The 16,865-nt window shown below is 72.8% G+C and carries 16 protein-coding genes; 10 read left to right on the top strand and 6 right to left on the bottom strand.

What is annotated here, in order from left to right:
- Positions 1 to 40: 40 nt before the first annotated feature.
- Complete coding sequence (locus ACTFAP_RS05990) at positions 41 to 1,060, top strand: ATP-binding cassette domain-containing protein (RefSeq protein ID WP_495683710.1); 1,020 nt, start codon at positions 41 to 43, stop codon at positions 1,058 to 1,060.
- A complete protein-coding gene (locus tag ACTFAP_RS05995) occupies positions 1,057 to 1,908 on the top strand; it encodes an ABC transporter permease (RefSeq protein ID WP_500468396.1) in 852 nt (283 codons plus the stop codon). Before ACTFAP_RS05990 ends, ACTFAP_RS05995 begins: the two co-directional genes overlap by 4 nt.
- 39 nt (positions 1,909 to 1,947) lie before the next feature.
- Here ACTFAP_RS05995 and ACTFAP_RS06000 read toward each other — a convergent pair whose 3' ends face one another.
- From ACTFAP_RS06000 to ACTFAP_RS06010, 3 genes are all read right to left on the bottom strand, one after another.
- On the bottom strand, positions 1,948 to 2,181 hold the full coding sequence (locus tag ACTFAP_RS06000) for a hypothetical protein (RefSeq protein WP_500468397.1): 234 nt from the start codon (positions 2,179 to 2,181) through the stop codon (positions 1,948 to 1,950).
- Positions 2,182 to 2,204: 23 nt separating this feature from the next.
- On the bottom strand, positions 2,205 to 2,915 hold the full coding sequence (gene npdG / locus ACTFAP_RS06005; protein WP_500468398.1) for an NADPH-dependent F420 reductase: 711 nt from the start codon (positions 2,913 to 2,915) through the stop codon (positions 2,205 to 2,207).
- Positions 2,916 to 3,063: 148 nt separating this feature from the next.
- Complete coding sequence (locus ACTFAP_RS06010; RefSeq protein ID WP_262832740.1) at positions 3,064 to 3,315, bottom strand: hypothetical protein; 252 nt, start codon at positions 3,313 to 3,315, stop codon at positions 3,064 to 3,066.
- Positions 3,316 to 3,348: 33 nt separating this feature from the next.
- Between ACTFAP_RS06010 and map the strand changes: the two genes are divergently transcribed.
- The 4 genes from map to ACTFAP_RS06030 all read left to right on the top strand — a co-directional run bounded on the left by map (position 3,349) and on the right by ACTFAP_RS06030 (position 7,696).
- On the top strand, positions 3,349 to 4,215 hold the full coding sequence (map, locus tag ACTFAP_RS06015; RefSeq protein WP_390116918.1) for a type I methionyl aminopeptidase: 867 nt from the start codon (positions 3,349 to 3,351) through the stop codon (positions 4,213 to 4,215).
- Positions 4,216 to 4,334: 119 nt separating this feature from the next.
- Entirely contained in the window at positions 4,335 to 4,994 is a 660-nt protein-coding gene (locus tag ACTFAP_RS06020) for a biliverdin-producing heme oxygenase (RefSeq protein WP_500468399.1), read from the top strand.
- 10 nt (positions 4,995 to 5,004) lie between these two features.
- Positions 5,005 to 6,606, top strand: a complete 1,602-nt coding sequence (locus ACTFAP_RS06025) for an alpha-amylase family glycosyl hydrolase (protein ID WP_500468400.1) — start codon at positions 5,005 to 5,007, stop codon at positions 6,604 to 6,606.
- Positions 6,607 to 6,691: 85 nt separating this feature from the next.
- Positions 6,692 to 7,696, top strand: coding sequence for an aldo/keto reductase (locus ACTFAP_RS06030; protein ID WP_500468401.1), 1,005 nt, complete (start codon positions 6,692 to 6,694; stop codon positions 7,694 to 7,696).
- A 90-nt stretch (positions 7,697 to 7,786) separates the two neighbouring features.
- Here ACTFAP_RS06030 and ACTFAP_RS06035 read toward each other — a convergent pair whose 3' ends face one another.
- Both ACTFAP_RS06035 and ACTFAP_RS06040 read right to left on the bottom strand, forming a co-directional pair.
- The gene (locus tag ACTFAP_RS06035) at positions 7,787 to 9,427 is read right to left on the bottom strand and encodes an HtaA domain-containing protein (RefSeq protein ID WP_500468402.1); all 1,641 of its coding nucleotides are present in this window, start codon (positions 9,425 to 9,427) and stop codon (positions 7,787 to 7,789) included.
- Positions 9,424 to 10,887 carry an HtaA domain-containing protein gene (locus ACTFAP_RS06040; RefSeq protein WP_500468403.1) on the bottom strand — a complete coding sequence of 488 codons (1,464 nt, stop codon included), beginning with the start codon at positions 10,885 to 10,887 and terminating at the stop codon, positions 9,424 to 9,426. The genes ACTFAP_RS06035 and ACTFAP_RS06040 overlap by 4 nt, the downstream gene beginning before the upstream one ends.
- Before the next feature lie 104 nt (positions 10,888 to 10,991).
- Here ACTFAP_RS06040 and ACTFAP_RS06045 point away from each other — a divergent pair, with 104 nt between their 5' ends.
- The 4 genes from ACTFAP_RS06045 to ACTFAP_RS06060 all read left to right on the top strand — a co-directional run bounded on the left by ACTFAP_RS06045 (position 10,992) and on the right by ACTFAP_RS06060 (position 15,811).
- Positions 10,992 to 12,032 carry an ABC transporter substrate-binding protein gene (locus tag ACTFAP_RS06045; protein WP_495683719.1) on the top strand — a complete coding sequence of 347 codons (1,041 nt, stop codon included), beginning with the start codon at positions 10,992 to 10,994 and terminating at the stop codon, positions 12,030 to 12,032.
- A complete protein-coding gene (locus tag ACTFAP_RS06050) occupies positions 12,029 to 13,156 on the top strand; it encodes a FecCD family ABC transporter permease (protein WP_390116905.1) in 1,128 nt (375 codons plus the stop codon). The genes ACTFAP_RS06045 and ACTFAP_RS06050 overlap by 4 nt, the downstream gene beginning before the upstream one ends.
- On the top strand, positions 13,153 to 14,007 hold the full coding sequence (locus tag ACTFAP_RS06055; protein WP_495683720.1) for a heme ABC transporter ATP-binding protein: 855 nt from the start codon (positions 13,153 to 13,155) through the stop codon (positions 14,005 to 14,007). Before ACTFAP_RS06050 ends, ACTFAP_RS06055 begins: the two co-directional genes overlap by 4 nt.
- A gap of 295 nt (positions 14,008 to 14,302) precedes the next feature.
- On the top strand, positions 14,303 to 15,811 hold the full coding sequence (locus ACTFAP_RS06060) for an exopolysaccharide biosynthesis polyprenyl glycosylphosphotransferase (protein ID WP_500468404.1): 1,509 nt from the start codon (positions 14,303 to 14,305) through the stop codon (positions 15,809 to 15,811).
- A 24-nt stretch (positions 15,812 to 15,835) separates the two neighbouring features.
- Here the strand turns inward: ACTFAP_RS06060 and ACTFAP_RS06065 are convergent, their stop codons facing one another.
- Positions 15,836 to 16,846 carry a GDP-L-fucose synthase family protein gene (locus ACTFAP_RS06065; RefSeq protein ID WP_500468405.1) on the bottom strand — a complete coding sequence of 337 codons (1,011 nt, stop codon included), beginning with the start codon at positions 16,844 to 16,846 and terminating at the stop codon, positions 15,836 to 15,838.
- Positions 16,847 to 16,865 lie beyond the last annotated feature (19 nt).

The raw sequence follows: 16,865 nt of genomic DNA on the forward strand, positions 1-16,865 counted from the left end.
TGTCGGTGGTTTGTCGGTGGCCCCTGGCAGGCTGGGCCGCATGACGCGAGAAAACACCCCCGGCCGCGGGCGGAACGCCGTCGAGGTCCGCGGCCTGGTCAAGCATTTCGGGGAGACCAGGGCCGTCGACGGCATTGATCTCGACGTCCGCGAGGGCACCGTGATGGGCGTGCTCGGCCCCAACGGCGCGGGCAAGACCACACTGGTGCGCTGCCTGTCCACCCTGCTGATACCGGACGCCGGCACGGCGGTCGTGGCGGGCTACGACGTGGTGCGCCAGCCGCGCCAGCTGCGCCGCACCATCGGGCTGACCGGTCAGTACGCCTCGGTGGACGAGAAGCTCTCCGGTTGGGAGAACCTGTACATGATCGGGCGGCTGCTCGATTTCTCCCGCGCCGAGTCCCGCAAGCGGGCGGACGAGCTGCTGGAGCGGTTCTCCCTGACCGAGGCGGCCAGGCGGCCGGTCGGCAAGTACTCGGGCGGGATGCGCCGTCGGCTGGACCTGGCGGCGTCGATGATCGGCCGCCCCCGCGTGCTGTACCTGGACGAGCCGACGACCGGCCTGGATCCCCGGACCCGCAACGAGGTGTGGGACGAGGTGAAGCGGATCGTCGCGGACGGCAACACGGTGCTGCTCACCACGCAGTACATGGAGGAGGCCGAGCAGCTGGCGAGCGAGCTGACGGTGGTGGACCACGGGAAGGTCATCGCCGAGGGCACGGTGCGCGAGCTGAAGGCGAAGGTGGGCGGGCGGACGCTGCTGGTGCGCCCGGTGGACCAGGCGCAGCTGCCGCTGATGGCGGCGGCGGTGACCGAGGCGGGCCTGGACGGCATCGCCGGGGCGGGCACCGACGCGGCGGGTGAGGCGCTGAGCGTGCCGATCATCAGCGACGAGCAGCTCACGGCCGTGGTCGGGCTGCTGGGGGCGCGGGGCTTCGGGATAGCGGACATCAGCACCCATCTGCCCAGCCTGGACGAGGTGTTCCTGTCCATCACGGGCAAGCCGGCCGCGACGGCGGACGAGACGGACCAGAAGGAAGAAGAGGCGGCCACGGCATGAGTGCGACGACGACACAGGCACCTCCGGAGCCGCGCCCGGAGCCGGCGCCCGCCGGGGGGCGGCAGTCGGACGACGGCCGGATCGGGGCGCGGGCGAATCTGCGGCACATCTCGGCGCTGATCCGGCGCAACGCGCTCCAGATCAAGCAGAACCCGGAATCGATGGCCGACGCGCTGCTGATGCCGATCGTGATGACCCTGCTGTTCGTGTACGTCTTCGGCGGGGCGATCGCCGGGGAAGCGGGCGGCTACCCCAACTGGATCGTGCCCGGGCTGATGGCCATGATGGGCCTGAGCCTGGCGATGTCCGTGGGCACCGGGGTGCACGAGGACTTCAGCAAGGGCGTGATGGACCGGTTCCGGTCGATGCCGATAGCCCGCTCCTCGGTGCTGATCGCCAAGGTGGTCGTGGAGCTCGGCCGGCTGCTGGTCACCATGGCGGTGCTGCTGGTGGTGGGTCTCGCGGTGGGCCTGGAGCTGAACGGCCGGTGGGTGGAGCTGCTGGCCGCGGTCGGTCTCGCGGCGCTGTTCGGGGCCTCGCTGACCTGGATCTTCATTCTGCTCGGGCTGACGATGCGCAGCGCGCAGGCGATTCAGGGGATGGCGTTCATGGTGATGATGCCGCTGCAGTTCGGCTCGTCGATCTTCGTGCCGACGGAGACGATGCCGGGCTGGCTCCAGGCGTTCGCGAACGTCAATCCGCTCTCGCAGCTGGCGGAGGCGTCCCGGAACCTGATCAACGGTGCCGGTGACGTGGCCGGCCCGGCGGTGTCGGTGGTGCTGTGGTCGGTGGGGATCACGCTGGTGACGGCGCCGCTGGCGATCTCGAAGTTCCGCAAGAAGGTGTAGGCACCGGGCCCGGCCCGGGAGGGCCGCCGCCGGCCGCGGTCAGCGGACGGTGGCGGCCCTCTTGTGTGCGAACCAGGCGATGTTCGAGGACAGCCCGGCGATCAGCACCCAGACGATGCCCAGAAAGTTGGCCTGGGCGAAGGAGACCACCGCGGCGGCCACCGCGAGGACGCAGACGGCCAGGGCGTACAGGGCGAGCCGCCGTGAGGAGCGGGCGGCCGCGGGGTCGGGGCCGGGTGTGGTGGTGCCGGGCGCGGGAGTGCTGGAAGACATGCTCCCCATTGTCCCCGAGCGGGTCAGATGTCGGTGAGCCGGACCCCGGCGTGTGCCTTGTAGCGGCGGTTGACGGAGATCAGGTTGGCGACGAGTGACTCCACCTGGTGGGCGTTGCGCAGCCGCCCGGCGAAGACGCCGCGCATGCCGGGGATGCGGCCGGCCAGCGCCTGGACGGTCTCGCAGTCGGCGCGGTCCTCGCCCAGCACCATGACGTCGGTCTCGATCTCGGTGATCCCGGGGTCCTGGAGCAGGACGGCGGACAGGTGGTGGAAGGCGGCGGTGACCCGGGACTCGGGCAGCAGGGCGGCGGCCTGCTGGGCGGCGCTGCCCTCCTCCGGGACGAGGGCGAAGGCGCCCCGCTTGTCGAAGCCCAGCGGGTTGACGCAGTCGACGACGAGCTTGCCGGCGAGTTCGGCGCGCAGGGCGGTGAGGGTCTTGGCGTGGCCCTCCCAGGGCACGGCGACGATGACGATGTCGCTCTCGCGGGAGCAGCCGGCGTTGTCGAGGCCGCGGATCCCGAGCCCCAGTTCGCCGGCGGCCTGCTCCGCCCGTTCGGCGGCGCGCGAGCCGATGATCACCTGCTGTCCGGCGCGCGCCAGCCGGTAGGCGAGCCCTCTCCCCTGGTCGCCGGTTCCGCCGAGCACCCCGACGACCAGATGGGAGACATCGGGCAGCTCCCAGGGGTCCTTGGGGGCGGGCTTGGGGGTGGCGGCGGCATCGTGAGAAGTCATGGGGCCGATCCTGCCACCCCGTCCCGGAGAACGAGTGGGGCGCCGGTCGGCAGGTCCCCGATCCGGTGGGCGGGTGCGCGACGCCCGAGGGCGCCGCCCGTCCCCGCCCGCTGCCGCGCGGCGTCGTCGTCCGCCCGGTGGCGCCGGGTCAGGCCGGCGGGTCCTCCTCGTCCTTGAGCGGCTCGGGCTCGCGGTCGCGCCAGCGGGGGTCCTTGCGCCATTCCTCGTCCCGGGTGCGGGCCGTCTCGATCGCCCGCGCGGCCTCGCCCGGCGTGTCGTAGGGGCCGAGCCGGTCCTTGGCCGGGCATTCGGGGCCTTCTTCCACCTTCTGGTGTTTGAGGCAGTAGTACCACTCGCCGGCCTTGCCGGTCGGGGTCCGTCGTCGGAAGAGCGCAGCCATACCCTCATCCTGCCCGCCCGTAGACTCGCTGGCATGTCTGGCCAGTCTCTTCTTGTTCCCGGTACGGTCTCGCCGCAGCGGTCCGTCCCCTCCGTCATCCCCCGCCCCGAGTACGTGGGCAAGAAGGGGCCCACCCCGTACACGGGGCCCGAGGCGCAGGACGATGCCACGATCGAGCGGATGCGGCTGGCCGGGCGGCTCGCCGCGCGGGCCATGGCCGAGACCGCCGCGCACATCGCGGACGGGGTCACCACCGACAAGCTGGACGAGATCGCGCACACCTTCCTGTGCGACCACGGCGCCTACCCCTCGACCCTGGGCTACCGGGGCTTCCCCAAGTCGCTGTGCACCTCGGTCAACGAGGTGATCTGCCACGGCATCCCGGACAGCACCGTGCTGCGCGACGGCGATCTCGTGAACCTCGACATCACCGCCTATGTGGGCGGCGTGCACGGTGACACCAACGCCACCTATTTCGTGGGCGGCGAGGCGGCCGCGGACGAGGAGTCGCGGCTGCTGGTGGAGCGCACCCGGGAGGCGCTCAACCGGGCCATCAAGGCGGTGCGCCCCGGCCGGCAGATCAACGTCATCGGACGGGTGATCGAGTCGTACGCCAAGCGGTTCGGTTACGGCGTGGTGCGGGACTTCACCGGTCACGGCATCAACCGTTCCTTCCACTCCGGCCTGATCGTCCCGCACTACGACGACCCGAACGCCACGACGGTGATGCGGACCGGGATGACGTTCACCATCGAGCCGATGCTCAACCTGGGCACCCACGAGTGGGAGATGTGGGACGACCAGTGGACCGTGGTCACCAAGGACCGCAAGCGCTCGGCCCAGTTCGAGCACACGCTGGTCGTCACCGAGGCCGGCGCGGAGGTTCTGACGCTTCCCTGAGCCCCGGATGTTTACCGACAACGTGTCGGCAAGAGCTTGACTTAGGTAAGCCTAAGTAGGGAGTATGGCGGGGCACGGCAGCATGCCGTGCCCCGCCGCCAGCGTCCCCGGAGGCTCCCTTGACCACGCCGCTCGCCGTCACCCCGTTCTCCGCCCAGATCCGCGAGGCCTCCCACGAAGCGCACACCGAGGCGGAGAACTCCTCCTTCATGAGCGATCTGCTCGGCGGGAAGCTCGGCGTCGCCGCCTACCGCCGCTACACCGAGCAGCTGTGGTTCGTGTACCGCGCCCTGGAGGCCAAGGCCGCCGACCTCGCCGCCGACCCGGTGGCCGGCCCGTTCATCCGGCCCGAGCTGTCCCGCACCGCCGCCCTCGAAGCCGACCTCGACCACCTGCACGAGGGCCCCGGCTGGCGCACCGTCATCACCCCGCTGCCCGCCACCGAGACCTACGCCGCCCGCGTCACCGAGGTCGCCACCACCTGGCCGGCCGGCTACGTCGCCCACCACTACACCCGCTACCTGGGCGACCTCTCCGGCGGCCAGATCATCCGCGGCACCGCCGAGAAGATCTGGGGCTTCACCCGCAAGGGCCCCGGCGTCCACTTCTACGTCTTCGACGCCATCGGCAACCCCGCCGCCTTCAAGCGCGAGTACCGCCAGGCCCTGGACGACATCGCCGCCGACGGCCCCGAGCGGCTGCGCATCGTGGAGGAGTGCAAGCGGGCCTTCGCGCTCAACTCCGCCGTCTTCCAGGATCTGGCCGCCGCCTGCCGTTAACGTGAGGGGCATGCCGCCCTTCAGCCCCCCACCGTCCTGGCTGGCCGACGCCGTTCTCTACCAGATCTATCCGCAGAGCTACGCCGACTCCAACGGGGACGGCATCGGCGACTTCGCCGGCGTCACCGCCCATCTGGAACACCTGTCCTGGCTGGGCGTCAACACCGTCTGGCTCAACCCGTGCTTCGCCTCCCCCTTCCGGGACGCCGGCTACGACGTCAGCGACTACCTCGCCCCCGCCCCGCGCTACGGCACCGAAGAGGATCTGGCGCGCCTAGTGGACGAGGCGGGCCGGCTGGGCATCCGCGTGATGCTGGACCTGGTCGCCGGGCACACCTCCGACGAGCACCCGTGGTTCACGGCCTCGGCGCGGGACCCCGGCGACCACCGGTACATCTGGGCGGAACCCGGCGCGGACGGTACGCTGCCGCCCCGCTTCGTCCGCTCCCCCGGCTCGCGCCCCGGCGGCTATCTGCCGAACTTCTTCGAGAGCCAGCCCGCCCTCAACTTCGGTTACGCACGCCAGGACGCGGCCGAGCCCTGGCGGCAGCCGGTCGACGCCGAGGGGCCGCGCGCCAACCGGGCCGCGCTGCGCGAGGTGATGGACCACTGGCTGCGGCTCGGCCTGGCCGGGTTCCGGGTGGACATGGCGCACTCCCTGGTGAAGGACGACCCGGGCCTGGTGGAGACCTGCCGGCTGTGGGGCGAACTGCGCACCTGGCTGGACGCCACCCACCGGCAGGCCGCGCTGCTCGCCGAGTGGGGCGACCCGCAGATGTCGGTGCCCGCCGGGTTCCACGCCGACTTCCTGCTCCAGTTCGGCGGTCCCTCCGACGGGCTGCCGATGCGTTCGCTGTGGAACAACGGCACCGGCACCGTCCACCAGCACTGGGAGCAGCGCGACAGCTGCTACTTCGACGCCGGGGCGCGCGGCAGCGCCGAGACGTTCGTCTCGGCGTGGCGCTCGGCCACCGCGCTCATCGGGGACAAGGGCTTCATCTCGCTGCCCACCGCCAATCACGACTTCTCCCGGCTGTGCTGCGGCCCGCGCACCGCCGAGCAACTGCCGCCCGCCTTCGCCTTCCAGCTGACCTGGCCGACGCTGCCCGCCATCTACTACGGCGACGAGATCGGCATGCGCTACCTCCCCGGGCTGCCCGACCACGAGGGAAGTGTGCTGGAGGCCACGTACAACCGGGCCGGCTCCCGTACGCCCATGCAGTGGGACGCGACACCGGGCGCCGGGTTCTCCACCGCCCCCGCCGACCGGTTCTACCTTCCGCTCGACCCGGACCCGGACCGCCCCGACGTCGCCACGCAGCGCGCGGACGAGAACTCGCTGCTGCATCTGGTGCGGCGGCTGATCGCGCTGCGCTCCGGCACGCCCGAACTGGGCGGCCGGGGCTCGGTGGAGGTGCTCTCCACCGGCTATCCGCTGGTGTACGTGCGCGGCGGGCGCTATCTGGTGGCGGTCAACCCGGGGCTCGCGCCGGTCACCTTCCCGTACCGGACGGACGGGGCCACGCCGCAGCCGGTGGAGGTGAGCGGGGTGCGGATCAGGGACGGTGCGATCAGCGCGGACGGTTTCGGTTTCGGGATCTTCGCGCTGTAGGACTCCCGGGCGGTCCGGTCGCCGGCGGAGGACGCCCCCGTACACCCCTTCCGCTGGAGCCCACTTCAGCGTGCAGACTCCCCGCATGACGACAACACAACGGGTGCTGGGACGTTCCGGGATCGCTGTCAGCCCGCTCGGCTTCGGCTGCTGGGCGATCGGCGGCCCGTGGCAGGACACCGGGGGCCTGCCGCTGGGCTGGGGCGCGGTGGACGACGAGGAATCGGTGCGGGCGGTACGGCGGGCGCTGGAGCTGGGTGTCACCTTCTTCGACACCGCCGACTGTTACGGCACCGGGCACAGCGAGGAGGTGCTGGGCCGGGCGCTGAAGGGGCGCCGCGAGGAGGTGGTGATCGCCTCCAAGTGGGGCAACGTCTTCGATCCGGCCACCGGCACCATGCTGCCGGAAGCGGATGTCAGCCCGGGCTACGTGCGGCGGGCGCTGACCGCGACCCTGCGCCGCCTGGGCACGGACCATCTGGACCTCTATCAGTTCCATATCGGCCACGCGCCGCCCGAGGCGGGCGAGGAGTTGCGCGAGGTGTGCGAGGAGCTGGTGGCCGAGGGGCTGATCCGGGCGTACGGCTGGTCCACCGATCTGCCCGACCGGGCGAAGGTGTTCGCGGCCGGCGCGCACTGCGCGAGTGTGCAGCTGAACTGCAATGTGCTGGAGGACGCGCCCGAACTGCTGGCGCTGTGCGAGGCGGAGGGGCTGGCGGCGATCAACCGGGGGCCGCTGGCGATGGGGGTGCTGACGGGGAAGTACGACAGCGCCCCGGGCGGCGGCGCGAGCCTGAGCCCCGGGGACATCCGGGCCGAACCGCCCGCCTGGCTGCGGTACTTCAAGGACGGCCGGCTGGAGCCCGGGTGGCGGGCGAAGTTCGAGGCGGTGCGCGACGTGCTCACCAGCGGGGGACGTACCCCGGCGCAGGGCGCGCTGGCCTGGCTGTGGGCGCGCAGCCCGGCCGCGGTGCCGATCCCGGGCATCCGCACCGTGGCGCAGGCCGAACAGAACGCGGCGGCGATGGAGTTCGGGCCGTTGACGGCCGAGCAGCTGATGGACATCGAGAGGCTGCTCGGCCGTCGCTGACCGGCCGGGGCCATGACGGCCGGTGGGGAGGCACGTGCCCGCCGGCCGGGCGTTGACCGGCGGGCACGCTGGCTGTCGTGGGCTGGACCGTCAGCCCAGCGACAGCGTGCGGCGGCGGGCGGCGTAGAACGCCGCGACACCTGCCGCGCTCAGGGCGGCGGCGCCGCCGGCCAGTTCGGCGAGCGGGATACCGCTGCCGGTGCTGGCCAGTGCGCCACCGAGGGCACCGCCGGAGGCGCCGCCCTGGGGGGTGGTGCCGGCCGGGGTGGTGACGGGGTCGGTGCCGCCGGGGTTCTCCCCCTGGGGCAGTTCGGCGTCCTCGCTCAGGGCCACCGTGACGGTGAGCGTGTCGAGTGCGGTGCCCGCCGGGTACATCGGGGTGCCGTTGTACGCGAACACCTCGGAGCCCTCGGCGGTCAGCGTCGCCGGGATGTCCGTGAGGACGATGACATCGTCCTCGGAGGTGATGGCGCCGGCCGGGATGTCGAGGTCGGCGACCGTGACGGCGTCGTACGTGCCGTCCTTGGTGACGACATCGGCGATCAACTCACCCTGGGTGCCGTCGATCTCCACCGCGAAGTCGGAGAAGGTGAGGTCGAGGGCGTACCCGCCGCCGGCCTCGGCGTGGCCGAAGAAGCGGACGCTGCCGTCGAAGGCGGCGCCGAGGGTCTCCTCGGTGGTGTCGAACTCGCCCTCGGCGTCGGTGAAGCGGTAGCCGTCGCCGCTCTGGAGGGCGCCGTCGGCCAGCTCCACATCGCCGTGCGCGATGGGTCCGTTGATGTAGGTGCGGAAGGACTCCTTGACGCCCCAGTCCAGGGTGCCGTCGTGGATGACACCGGCGAGGATCGGGTCCTCGGCGTCCGGCTCGTCGTCGACGGGGTTCTCACCGTCCGGGTTCTCGGGCTTCTCGGGGTTTTCCGGGTTCTCGGGGTTTTCCGGGTTCTCCGGGTTCTCCGGGTTCTCCGGGTTCTCCGGGTTCTCCGGGTTCTCCGGGTTCTCCGGGTTCTCCGGGTTCTCCGGGTTCTCCGGGTTCTCCGGGTTCTCCGGCTCCGGCTCGGGCTCCGGCTCCGGCTCCGGTTCGGCCGTCTTCGGGGTGACGGTCAGGGTGGCCGGGTCCAGTTCGGTGCCCTCGGAGTACATCGGGCTGCCGTTGTACGAGAACGCCTGCTCGCCGTCCTTGGTCAGCGTGGCCGGGATGTCGGCGAAGACCATCGCGCCGCCGTCGCCCGAGCCGGGCCGGACGCCCGACAGGTCGAGGCTGGCGACCTCCACGTCCTCGGTGACCTCACCGGCGACGGTGATGTCCGCGACGATGGCCCCCGCGGTGCCTTCGGTGACGACCCGCAGATCGGAGAATGTCAGGTCGAGCGCGCCGTGGTGCCCCTCGTAGTGGACGCTGCCGTCGAAGGCGGTGTCCACGCCGTGGGTGGAAAGGTCGTAGCTGCCGGTGCCGTTGGTGAAGCGGAAGGTGGAGTCGGCGTTCGTCTCGGCGCCGTCGGCGGTGGTGATCGAACCGCCGGCTATCGGACCGGAGATGTAGCGGTTGAAGGAGGCTTTGACGCCCCAGTCCAGGGTACCGTCGATCAGCTCGAAGGAGCTCGCGCCGGGCCGCTCGTCGGCGAAGGCCGGGGCCGCGAAGCTGGTGGTGTACAGCACGGTGGCGGTCGCCGCCGCCAGCAGCATGCCGCCCCGCCGTACGGTACGGGTACGGGCTCGGGTTGCGGTCGTCATGATCGCGTTGACTCCTCGGGTGTTCCGGAAGGATCTTCTGTGTGCCGCGCGCTGCGGCGCCTCGAGATGAGGTAGGCGGTGAGGGCGGCCAGTACGAGGACCGTGCCGGCGCCCGCCGCGATGAGGGAGGTCGGGGAGGAAGAGGAGGCGGCGGCCGGTTCGGGCTCGGGTTCCGCGTCGCTCTCCGGTGCGGGGGCGGCGGTCTCCGTCTCCACCGGGTCGCTGCCGATGTCGGGCAGGGCGGGGAGTTCGGCGTCCTCGGTGAGGGCGAAGGCCACCGTGACCGGGTCCATCTGTGTGCCCGGCTGGTACAGGCCGAAGATGTCCGCGCCCTCGTCGGTCAGTTCGGCGGGGGTCTCCTCGATGAGGATCAGGCCCTCGGACGGGGCCAGGTGTTCCGGGTCGGCGGCGAAGGTGACCAGCGGCTGCCGCTCGCGGGCGCCCTCGTCCGTGGTGACATCGGCCGACAGGGTTCCGGTGCCGTCCGCGATGTCGACGCGTACGGCGCTCAGTTCGAGGTCGAGGTCGTTGCCGGTGAAGCGCAGCGCCCCGCTGAAACGCGCCTCGGCGGTGCCCTGTTCGGGGTCCACGGTGCCCTCGCCCGCCGGGAAGCGGAACAGCGCGCCGCCGTCCTGGGCCCCGTCGGTCAGCTCCCACCGTCCGGCCGCGATGTCACCGGTGACGTACTCGCGGAAGGTGCGCCGTACCCCCCAGTCGACGGCCGCGTCGGTGATCTCTTGGGCGGCGGGCTCCTCTTCCGTCCCGTCCTCGGGCTCCTCCCCCGGCCCGGGGCCGGGTTCGGGGTCCTCGGTGGACGGGGCGGCGGGCTCCAGGGTGTCGGCGGTGAAGGTCACCGGGTCCAGCGCGTCGCCCGCCTCGTAGTAACCGGCGAAGGCGGTCGCGCCGTCACTCGTGAGGGTGGCGGGGATGCCGGAGACCGCCAACTGGGTGCCGCCGCGCAGGTCGACGCCGGAGAGGTTGAGGGAGGCGAGCGCCACCTGGGCGCGGTCGGTGATCTCGCCGCTGCCGCGCGCCTTGCTGCGCACGTCGGCGTACAGGGTGCCGGAGCCGCCGGAGAGGGAGAGCGTGGGGTTGGAGACGGTCAGGTCCAGTTCGTAGGAGCCGTCCGCCTGCTGGTGCCCCAGGAAGCGCACGCCCCCGGAGTAACCGGCGGTGGCCGCGCCACTGTCCGGGTCGTAGGAGCCGGTGGCGGAGTGGAAGCGGAACTGGCTGGTTCCGACGGTGGAGGCCCCGCCGCTGAGCGACCAACTGCCCTGGGCGATGGGCCCGGTGATATAGGTGAGGAAGGAGGACCTGATGCCCCAGTCCAGCCGGCCGCCGGAGACGGAGCGTTCAGCGGCCTGGGCCGTGCCGGGCAGCAGCATCACCGCCAGCAGCGACGGCAGGAGGGCGAGCAGCGCGAGGACGAGTGCGCGGGCACGCTGGGATCTGGGCAGCATCGAAGGGTTCCTTCCAGCAGACCCGGGGTCATGGACTGAGGTTAGGCTAACCTAAGCTACATGTGGCCGGATCGGAAACCCCGGGCCCGAAAGGCGGACTCCCCGTGACACAACGGCACCTACTGCGCGGCCCACTTGCCGCACTGCTGCTGCTCGCCACACTCGTTCTCGGCGGGTGCGCGACCGGCACCGGAGACGGCAGCGGCACCGGGGAAAAGGCCGGCACGGGATCGGCGGGCTCGGCCGGCGACACCGCCGACCGCCTCGAACCCCTGGAGGGGCCCGCGCCGGTGCCCGCGCTGCCGGTCACCGTGGACTCGGCGGACGGCGTGGAGATCACCGTGGACAGCGCCGAGCGGATCATCCCGCTGTCCGGATCCATCGCCGAGATCGTCTACACCCTGGGCCTCGGCGAGCGCGTCGTGGGCCGAGACGTGACCGCCACCTTCGAGGAGGCGGCGGATCTCCCGGTCGTCACCCGGGGACATGAGGTCTCGGCGGAGAGCGTCCTGTCGCTCCACCCGGACGTGGTGCTGATCGAGTCCACCACGGGGCCGGCCGAGGCCATCGACCAGATCCGCGGCGCGGGCGTCCCCGTGGTCGTCTTCGAGGCCGCCAAGGAACTGGACGACGTGGCGACCCGCATCACCGCGGTGGCCGGCGCGCTGGGCGTACCCGAGGCCGGGGACGTGCTGAACGACCGTACGGGGCAGCGGATCGCCGCCGTGCAGGCCGGTCTTCCCTCCGGCGGCGACCGGCCCCGGGTGGCGTTCCTCTATCTGCGCGGCACGGCGTCCGTCTATCTGATCGGCGGAGCCGAGTCGGGGGCCTCCTCGCTGATCGAGGCGGCCGGCGGCATCGACGCGGGCAAGGAATCGGGACTGACGAAGGACTTCACCCCGATCACCAGCGAGGCGCTGGTGACGGCCGCGCCCGATGTGATCCTGGTGATGACCAAGGGCCTGGACTCCGTCGGTGGCATCGACGGGCTGCTGGAGATCCCCGGCATCGCCGAGACCCCGGCCGGCGCGGACCGGCGGATCGCCGACATCCAGGACGGCGTCCTGCTGAACTACGGCCCCCGCACGGACGAGGTGCTGGCCGACCTCACCGCCCAGATCCACGCCACGGGCGACGCCGCATGACCGCCCCCGCCCCGTCCCCGGGCGGCGGCGCGGCCCCCAGCACGACCCTCGACGCCTCCCCGGTGTCCGCCGGGCCCGCGCCCGTGGCGCCGGTCAGGCGGCGGAGCGCCGCCCTGCTCACCGTCGGTCTCCTCGCCGCCCTCGTGCTGCTCGCGCTCGTGGCCACCGGTACCGGCGCCTACCGGATCGCGCTGCCCGACATCCTGTCCTCCGTCGCGCACCGCACCGGGCTCGGCGGCCAGGCCATGGACCGCACCGCCGAGAGCGTGCTGTGGAACGTCCGGCTGCCGCGCGTCGTCCTCGCGCTGCTGGTCGGTGCCTCGCTCGGCTGCGCGGGAGCGCTGATGCAGGGGGTGTTCGGCAATCCGCTCGCCGAACCCGGCGTGATCGGCATCTCCCTGGGCGCCGCCGTGGGCGCGGTGGCCACCATCGCGTTCGGCTGGACGTTCCTCGGCAACTGGACGGTGACGGCCGCCGCGTTCGTCTCCGGACTGTTCACCGTCCTGCTGGTGTACGTGCTCTCGCGCTCCGCCGGGCGCACCGAGGTCGTCACCCTCATCCTCACCGGTATCGCCGTCAACGCCTTCGCGGGCGCGCTCGTCGGCCTGTTCACCTTCTTCGCCGACAACGCCCAGGTCAGCCAGATCACGTTCTGGCAGCTCGGTTCGCTCGCCCAGGCCACCTGGCCCAAGGTGCTGGCCGTTCTGCCCTGCGCGCTCGCCGGGCTGCTCATCGCCCCGCTGTACGCGCGCCGGCTGGATCTGCTGGCCCTCGGCGAACGCCCCGCCCGCCACCTGGGGGTGGACGTCGAACGGCTGCGCATCACCCTCATCCTGGTGGTGGCGCTGCTGACCGCCGCCGCCGTGGCCGTGGCCGGGGTGATCACCTTCGTCGGGCTGCTGGTGCCGCATCTGCTGCGGATGGCGGTCGGGCCCGGTCACCGTTTCCTCATTCCGGGCAGCGCGCTGGGCGGCGCGCTCGTCCTGCTGGCCGCCGATCTCGGCGCCCGCACCCTCGTGGCACCGGCCGAGCTGCCGCTCGGGGTGCTGACCGCCCTCATCGGCAGCCCGTTCTTCTTCTGGCTGCTGCGCAGGACCCGTCGCAGGCAAGGAGGCTGGGCGTGATCCGCCAGTTGCTCACCGGACTGACCGCCCGCGCCCCGCGGCCCCCGGCGCCGCCCGCGCCGGGCCGGCCGCTGGCGCACGCCAGGGGGCTGACCGTACGGCTGGGCGGGCGCGCCGTGCTGGACGGCGTGGATCTGTCGGTCGCCGCCGGTGAGGTGGTGGCGCTGGTCGGCCCGAACGGGGCGGGCAAGTCCACGCTGCTGGCCGCGCTCGCCGCCGATCTGCGCCCGGACGCGGGCGAGTTGTTCATCGCGGACCGGCCGGCCGGTGACTGGGACGCCCGCGATCTGGCGCTGCGCCGCGCGGTGCTGCCGCAGTCGGCCGAGCTGTCGTTCCCGTTCGCGGTGGCCGAGGTGGTGGCGATGGGCCGCGCGCCGTGGGCGGGGACACCGCAGGCGGACGACGACGAACGGGCGGTCGCGGAGGCGATGGCGGCGACGGAGGTGACCGCGTTCGCGGCCCGGCCGTTCTCCGCGCTGTCGGGCGGTGAGCGGGCCCGGGTGGCGCTCGCCCGTGTCCTGGCCCAGCGTGCCCCGCTGCTGCTGCTCGACGAGCCGACGGCCGCGCTGGATCTGCGGCACCAGGAACTGGTGCTGCGCATCTGCCGCGAACGGGCGGCGGCCGGGCAGGGCGTGGTGGTCGTGCTGCACGACCTCGGGCTCGCCGCCGCGTACGCCGACCGGGCCGCCGTGCTGCACGGCGGGCGGATCGCGGCCGAGGGCCCGCCCGGGGAGGTCTTCACAAGCGGACTGCTGTCATCCGTCTATCAGTACCCCGTCGAAGTGCTGCCGCACCCCCATACGGGTGTGCGGTTGGTGATACCCCGCAGAGCGACTGAATCCGGGCGCTGACAACGGCACATCGGGAAAGATTCGACCAACAACCGCCAAACGGTGGTGCTTTCCCCTAAGCTCTCTGCTGCTGCACGGGCGCGACTCACGGGGAGATGAGGACGCGCCCTGTTCACTGCTGATTCACCACACCCGCACAACCACCCGCCCGTCCGCCCGGCCGGGCGCCGCCGCTCCCGCGCACCGCCTCCGTACCGCCGCACCGCCTCCGTACCGCCGCAACTCAGCACCGTCGCACCGCCGTACCGTCGCACCGTCGCACCGCGTCCACCATCGCGCATCACCTGGGGGGTCCATGCGTCCACTGGGTACCTCACGCTCCGGAGCCGTCCGAAGACCGTCCGCCGCGAGCGCGCCGCCCCCCACCCGGCGCCGCGACAAACCCGCCTGGTACGCCCCCACCGCCCTGGCGACCGACGCCCTCGGCGTCTTCGTCCCCGTCCTCGCCGCCTACACCGCCACGGGTGAACCCCGCCCGCTGGCCGCCGCGGCGACCGCCGCCACCGCCTGGGCCGGCGTCCGCGCGGCCCACCACCGCTACGCGTTACGCACCCTCGGGGAGACCCGGGGCCTGCTCAGCTCGCTGCACGACTGGCTCATCCTGCTCGGCCTGCTCGCCGCGCTCCGCGTCCTCACCGGCGAGTCCTCCACCCTCCTCACCGCCGTCGGCGCCCTCGCCCCGGCCCCGTTCCTCACCGCGCTCGCCGCCGCCCTCACCCACCGCCATCTCACCCGCAGCCGCCGCCGCGCCCAAGCCCTGTGCCGGGTCCTGGTCGTCGGCGAACCGGGCCCGGTGGACGCTGTCACCGCACAGCTCGCCGCCCGCACCGACCACGCCTACGTCGTCATCGGCACCGTCCCCGTCGGCGGCGGCCACCTCACCTGCGGCGCACCGGAGACCGGCCGGCTCACCGCCGACGAACCCACCCTCACCCTCGCCCTGTCCGAGGTGCTTCCCGAGGGCCCGGACGGCTCCACCGTGCTCGACGCCGCCCGCCGGCTGGAGGCCGACCTCATCCTGGTCGCGCCCGGCTCGCTGCTCACCGGCGACCGGCTGCGCCGGCTGTCCTGGGCGGTGCACGACGCCGGGCTCGGCTTCGTCATCGCCTCCGGGCTGAGCGAGGTGGCACCGGGCCGGGTACGCATCCAGGCCACCGCGGGACTGAGCCTGCTCCATGTCGCCCCGCCCCTGCGGCGCGGCCCGCAGCCGCTCCTCAAGGCGGCCCTGGACCGTACCGGAGCGGCCCTCGGCCTGCTGCTGCTCGCCCCGCTGCTGGCAGCGGTGGCGCTGGCCGTACGGCTCGACTCGCGCGGCCCCGCCCTCTACCGGCAGACCCGGGTCGGGCTGCGCGGCGAACCGTTCACCATGTGGAAGTTCCGCACCATGGTCACCGACGCGGAACGGCTGCGCCCGGCGCTGGAGGCCGCCAACGACCACTGCGGTGGCCCGCTGTTCAAGATGCGCCGCGATCCGCGCGTCACCCGGGTCGGACGCTGGCTGCGGCGCAGCTCGCTGGACGAACTCCCGCAGCTGCTCAACGTCGTGTCCGGCCGGATGTCCCTGGTCGGCCCGCGCCCGCCGCTGCCGGACGAGGTGGAGCGGTACGGATCGGCGGCGCTGCGGCGGCTGTCGGTGAAACCGGGCCTCACCGGGCCCTGGCAGGTCGGCGGGCGCTCGGAGCTGTCGTGGGACGAGAGCCTGGCGCTGGATCTGTCCTACGCCGACAACTGGTCGCTGACCGGCGATCTGGACGTGCTGGCCAGGACGTTCCGCGCCGTCGTCGACGGCCGGGGCGCGTACTGAGGGGCGGGACGGGTGATGACACCTCTACGCGGTCCGCGCCGCCCGCTCGCCGCCCGGGGCCAGCTGGTCCTGACCGTCCTGCGCACACCACCAGCGGTAGGTGTCCCGGATGCCGTCCGCCAGCGGCACGGCCGGGGCGAAACCCAGCGCGCGCAGCCGGGAGACCTCCAGCAGCTTGCGCGGGGTGCCGTCCGGCTTGCCGGTGTCCCAGCCGATGCCACCGGTGAACCCGGTGGCGTCCGCCACCAGGCCGGCCAGCTCCGCGATGGAAAGGTCCTCGCCGCAGCCGACGTTGACCGGGCTGTCCCCGTCGTACCGGCGCAGCAGCAGCAGACAGGCGCGCGCCAGGTCGTCGCTGTGCAGGAACTCCCGGCGCGTGGTGCCGCTCCCCCACAGCACCACCTCCTGGCGGCCGGCCGTGCGTGCCTCGTGGAAGCGGCGGATCAGGGCGGGCAGGACGTGCGAGGTCTCGGGGTCGAAGTTGTCGCCGGGCCCGTAGAGGTTGGTGGGCATCGCCGAGATGTACGCGCGCCCGAACTGCCGCCGGTAGCCGCGTACCTGGGTGATCCCGGCGATCTTGGCGAGGGCGTACGGCTCGTTGGTCGGCTCCAGCGCGCCGGTGAGGAGCGCGTCCTCGGTGATCGGCTGAGTGGCGTGCTTGGGGTAGATGCACGAGGAGCCCAGGAACAGCAGCCGGTCGATGTCCGCCGCGTGCGCTCCGGCGATCACGGACAGCTGGATGCGCAGGTTGTCCTCCAGAAAGGGCACCGGGTAGCGCGAGTTGGCCATGATCCCGCCGACCCGGGCCGCCGCGAGCACCACCGCGTCGGGGCGGGTCTCGCGCAGGAAGGCGCCGGTGCGCCCGGCGTCGCGCAGATCCAGCTCGTCACGGGTGCGGGTGAGGACCTCGTACCCCTCGGCCGTCAGGAGGCGGGTGAGGGCGGAGCCGACCAGGCCGCGGTGGCCGGCGACGAAGATCCGGGCGGCGGGCGGCAGCAGGAGCGGGGGCGTGGGCGAAGGCGCGGGCGACGTCACGCCACCGGATTCTGCCAGC

The sequence above is a fragment of the Streptomyces sp. PH9007 genome (assembly GCF_059813725.1).

Excerpts from the sequence above, each read along its gene's own strand:
- ACTFAP_RS06030 (WP_500468401.1), top strand. The coding sequence starts at position 6,692 with ATGACGACAACACAACGGGTGCTGGGACGTTCCGGGATCGCTGTCAGC.
- ACTFAP_RS06000 (WP_500468397.1), bottom strand. The coding sequence starts at position 2,181 with ATGTCTTCCAGCACTCCCGCGCCCGGCACCACCACACCCGGCCCCGAC.
- ACTFAP_RS06040 (WP_500468403.1), bottom strand. The coding sequence starts at position 10,887 with ATGCTGCCCAGATCCCAGCGTGCCCGCGCACTCGTCCTCGCGCTGCTC.
- ACTFAP_RS06010 (WP_262832740.1), bottom strand. The coding sequence starts at position 3,315 with ATGGCTGCGCTCTTCCGACGACGGACCCCGACCGGCAAGGCCGGCGAG.
- ACTFAP_RS06025 (WP_500468400.1), top strand. The coding sequence starts at position 5,005 with ATGCCGCCCTTCAGCCCCCCACCGTCCTGGCTGGCCGACGCCGTTCTC.
- ACTFAP_RS06050 (WP_390116905.1), top strand. The coding sequence starts at position 12,029 with ATGACCGCCCCCGCCCCGTCCCCGGGCGGCGGCGCGGCCCCCAGCACG.
- npdG (WP_500468398.1), bottom strand. The coding sequence starts at position 2,915 with ATGACTTCTCACGATGCCGCCGCCACCCCCAAGCCCGCCCCCAAGGAC.
- ACTFAP_RS06035 (WP_500468402.1), bottom strand. The coding sequence starts at position 9,427 with ATGACGACCGCAACCCGAGCCCGTACCCGTACCGTACGGCGGGGCGGC.
- map (WP_390116918.1), top strand. The coding sequence starts at position 3,349 with ATGTCTGGCCAGTCTCTTCTTGTTCCCGGTACGGTCTCGCCGCAGCGG.
- ACTFAP_RS06060 (WP_500468404.1), top strand. The coding sequence starts at position 14,303 with ATGCGTCCACTGGGTACCTCACGCTCCGGAGCCGTCCGAAGACCGTCC.
- ACTFAP_RS05990 (WP_495683710.1), top strand. The coding sequence starts at position 41 with ATGACGCGAGAAAACACCCCCGGCCGCGGGCGGAACGCCGTCGAGGTC.
- ACTFAP_RS05995 (WP_500468396.1), top strand. The coding sequence starts at position 1,057 with ATGAGTGCGACGACGACACAGGCACCTCCGGAGCCGCGCCCGGAGCCG.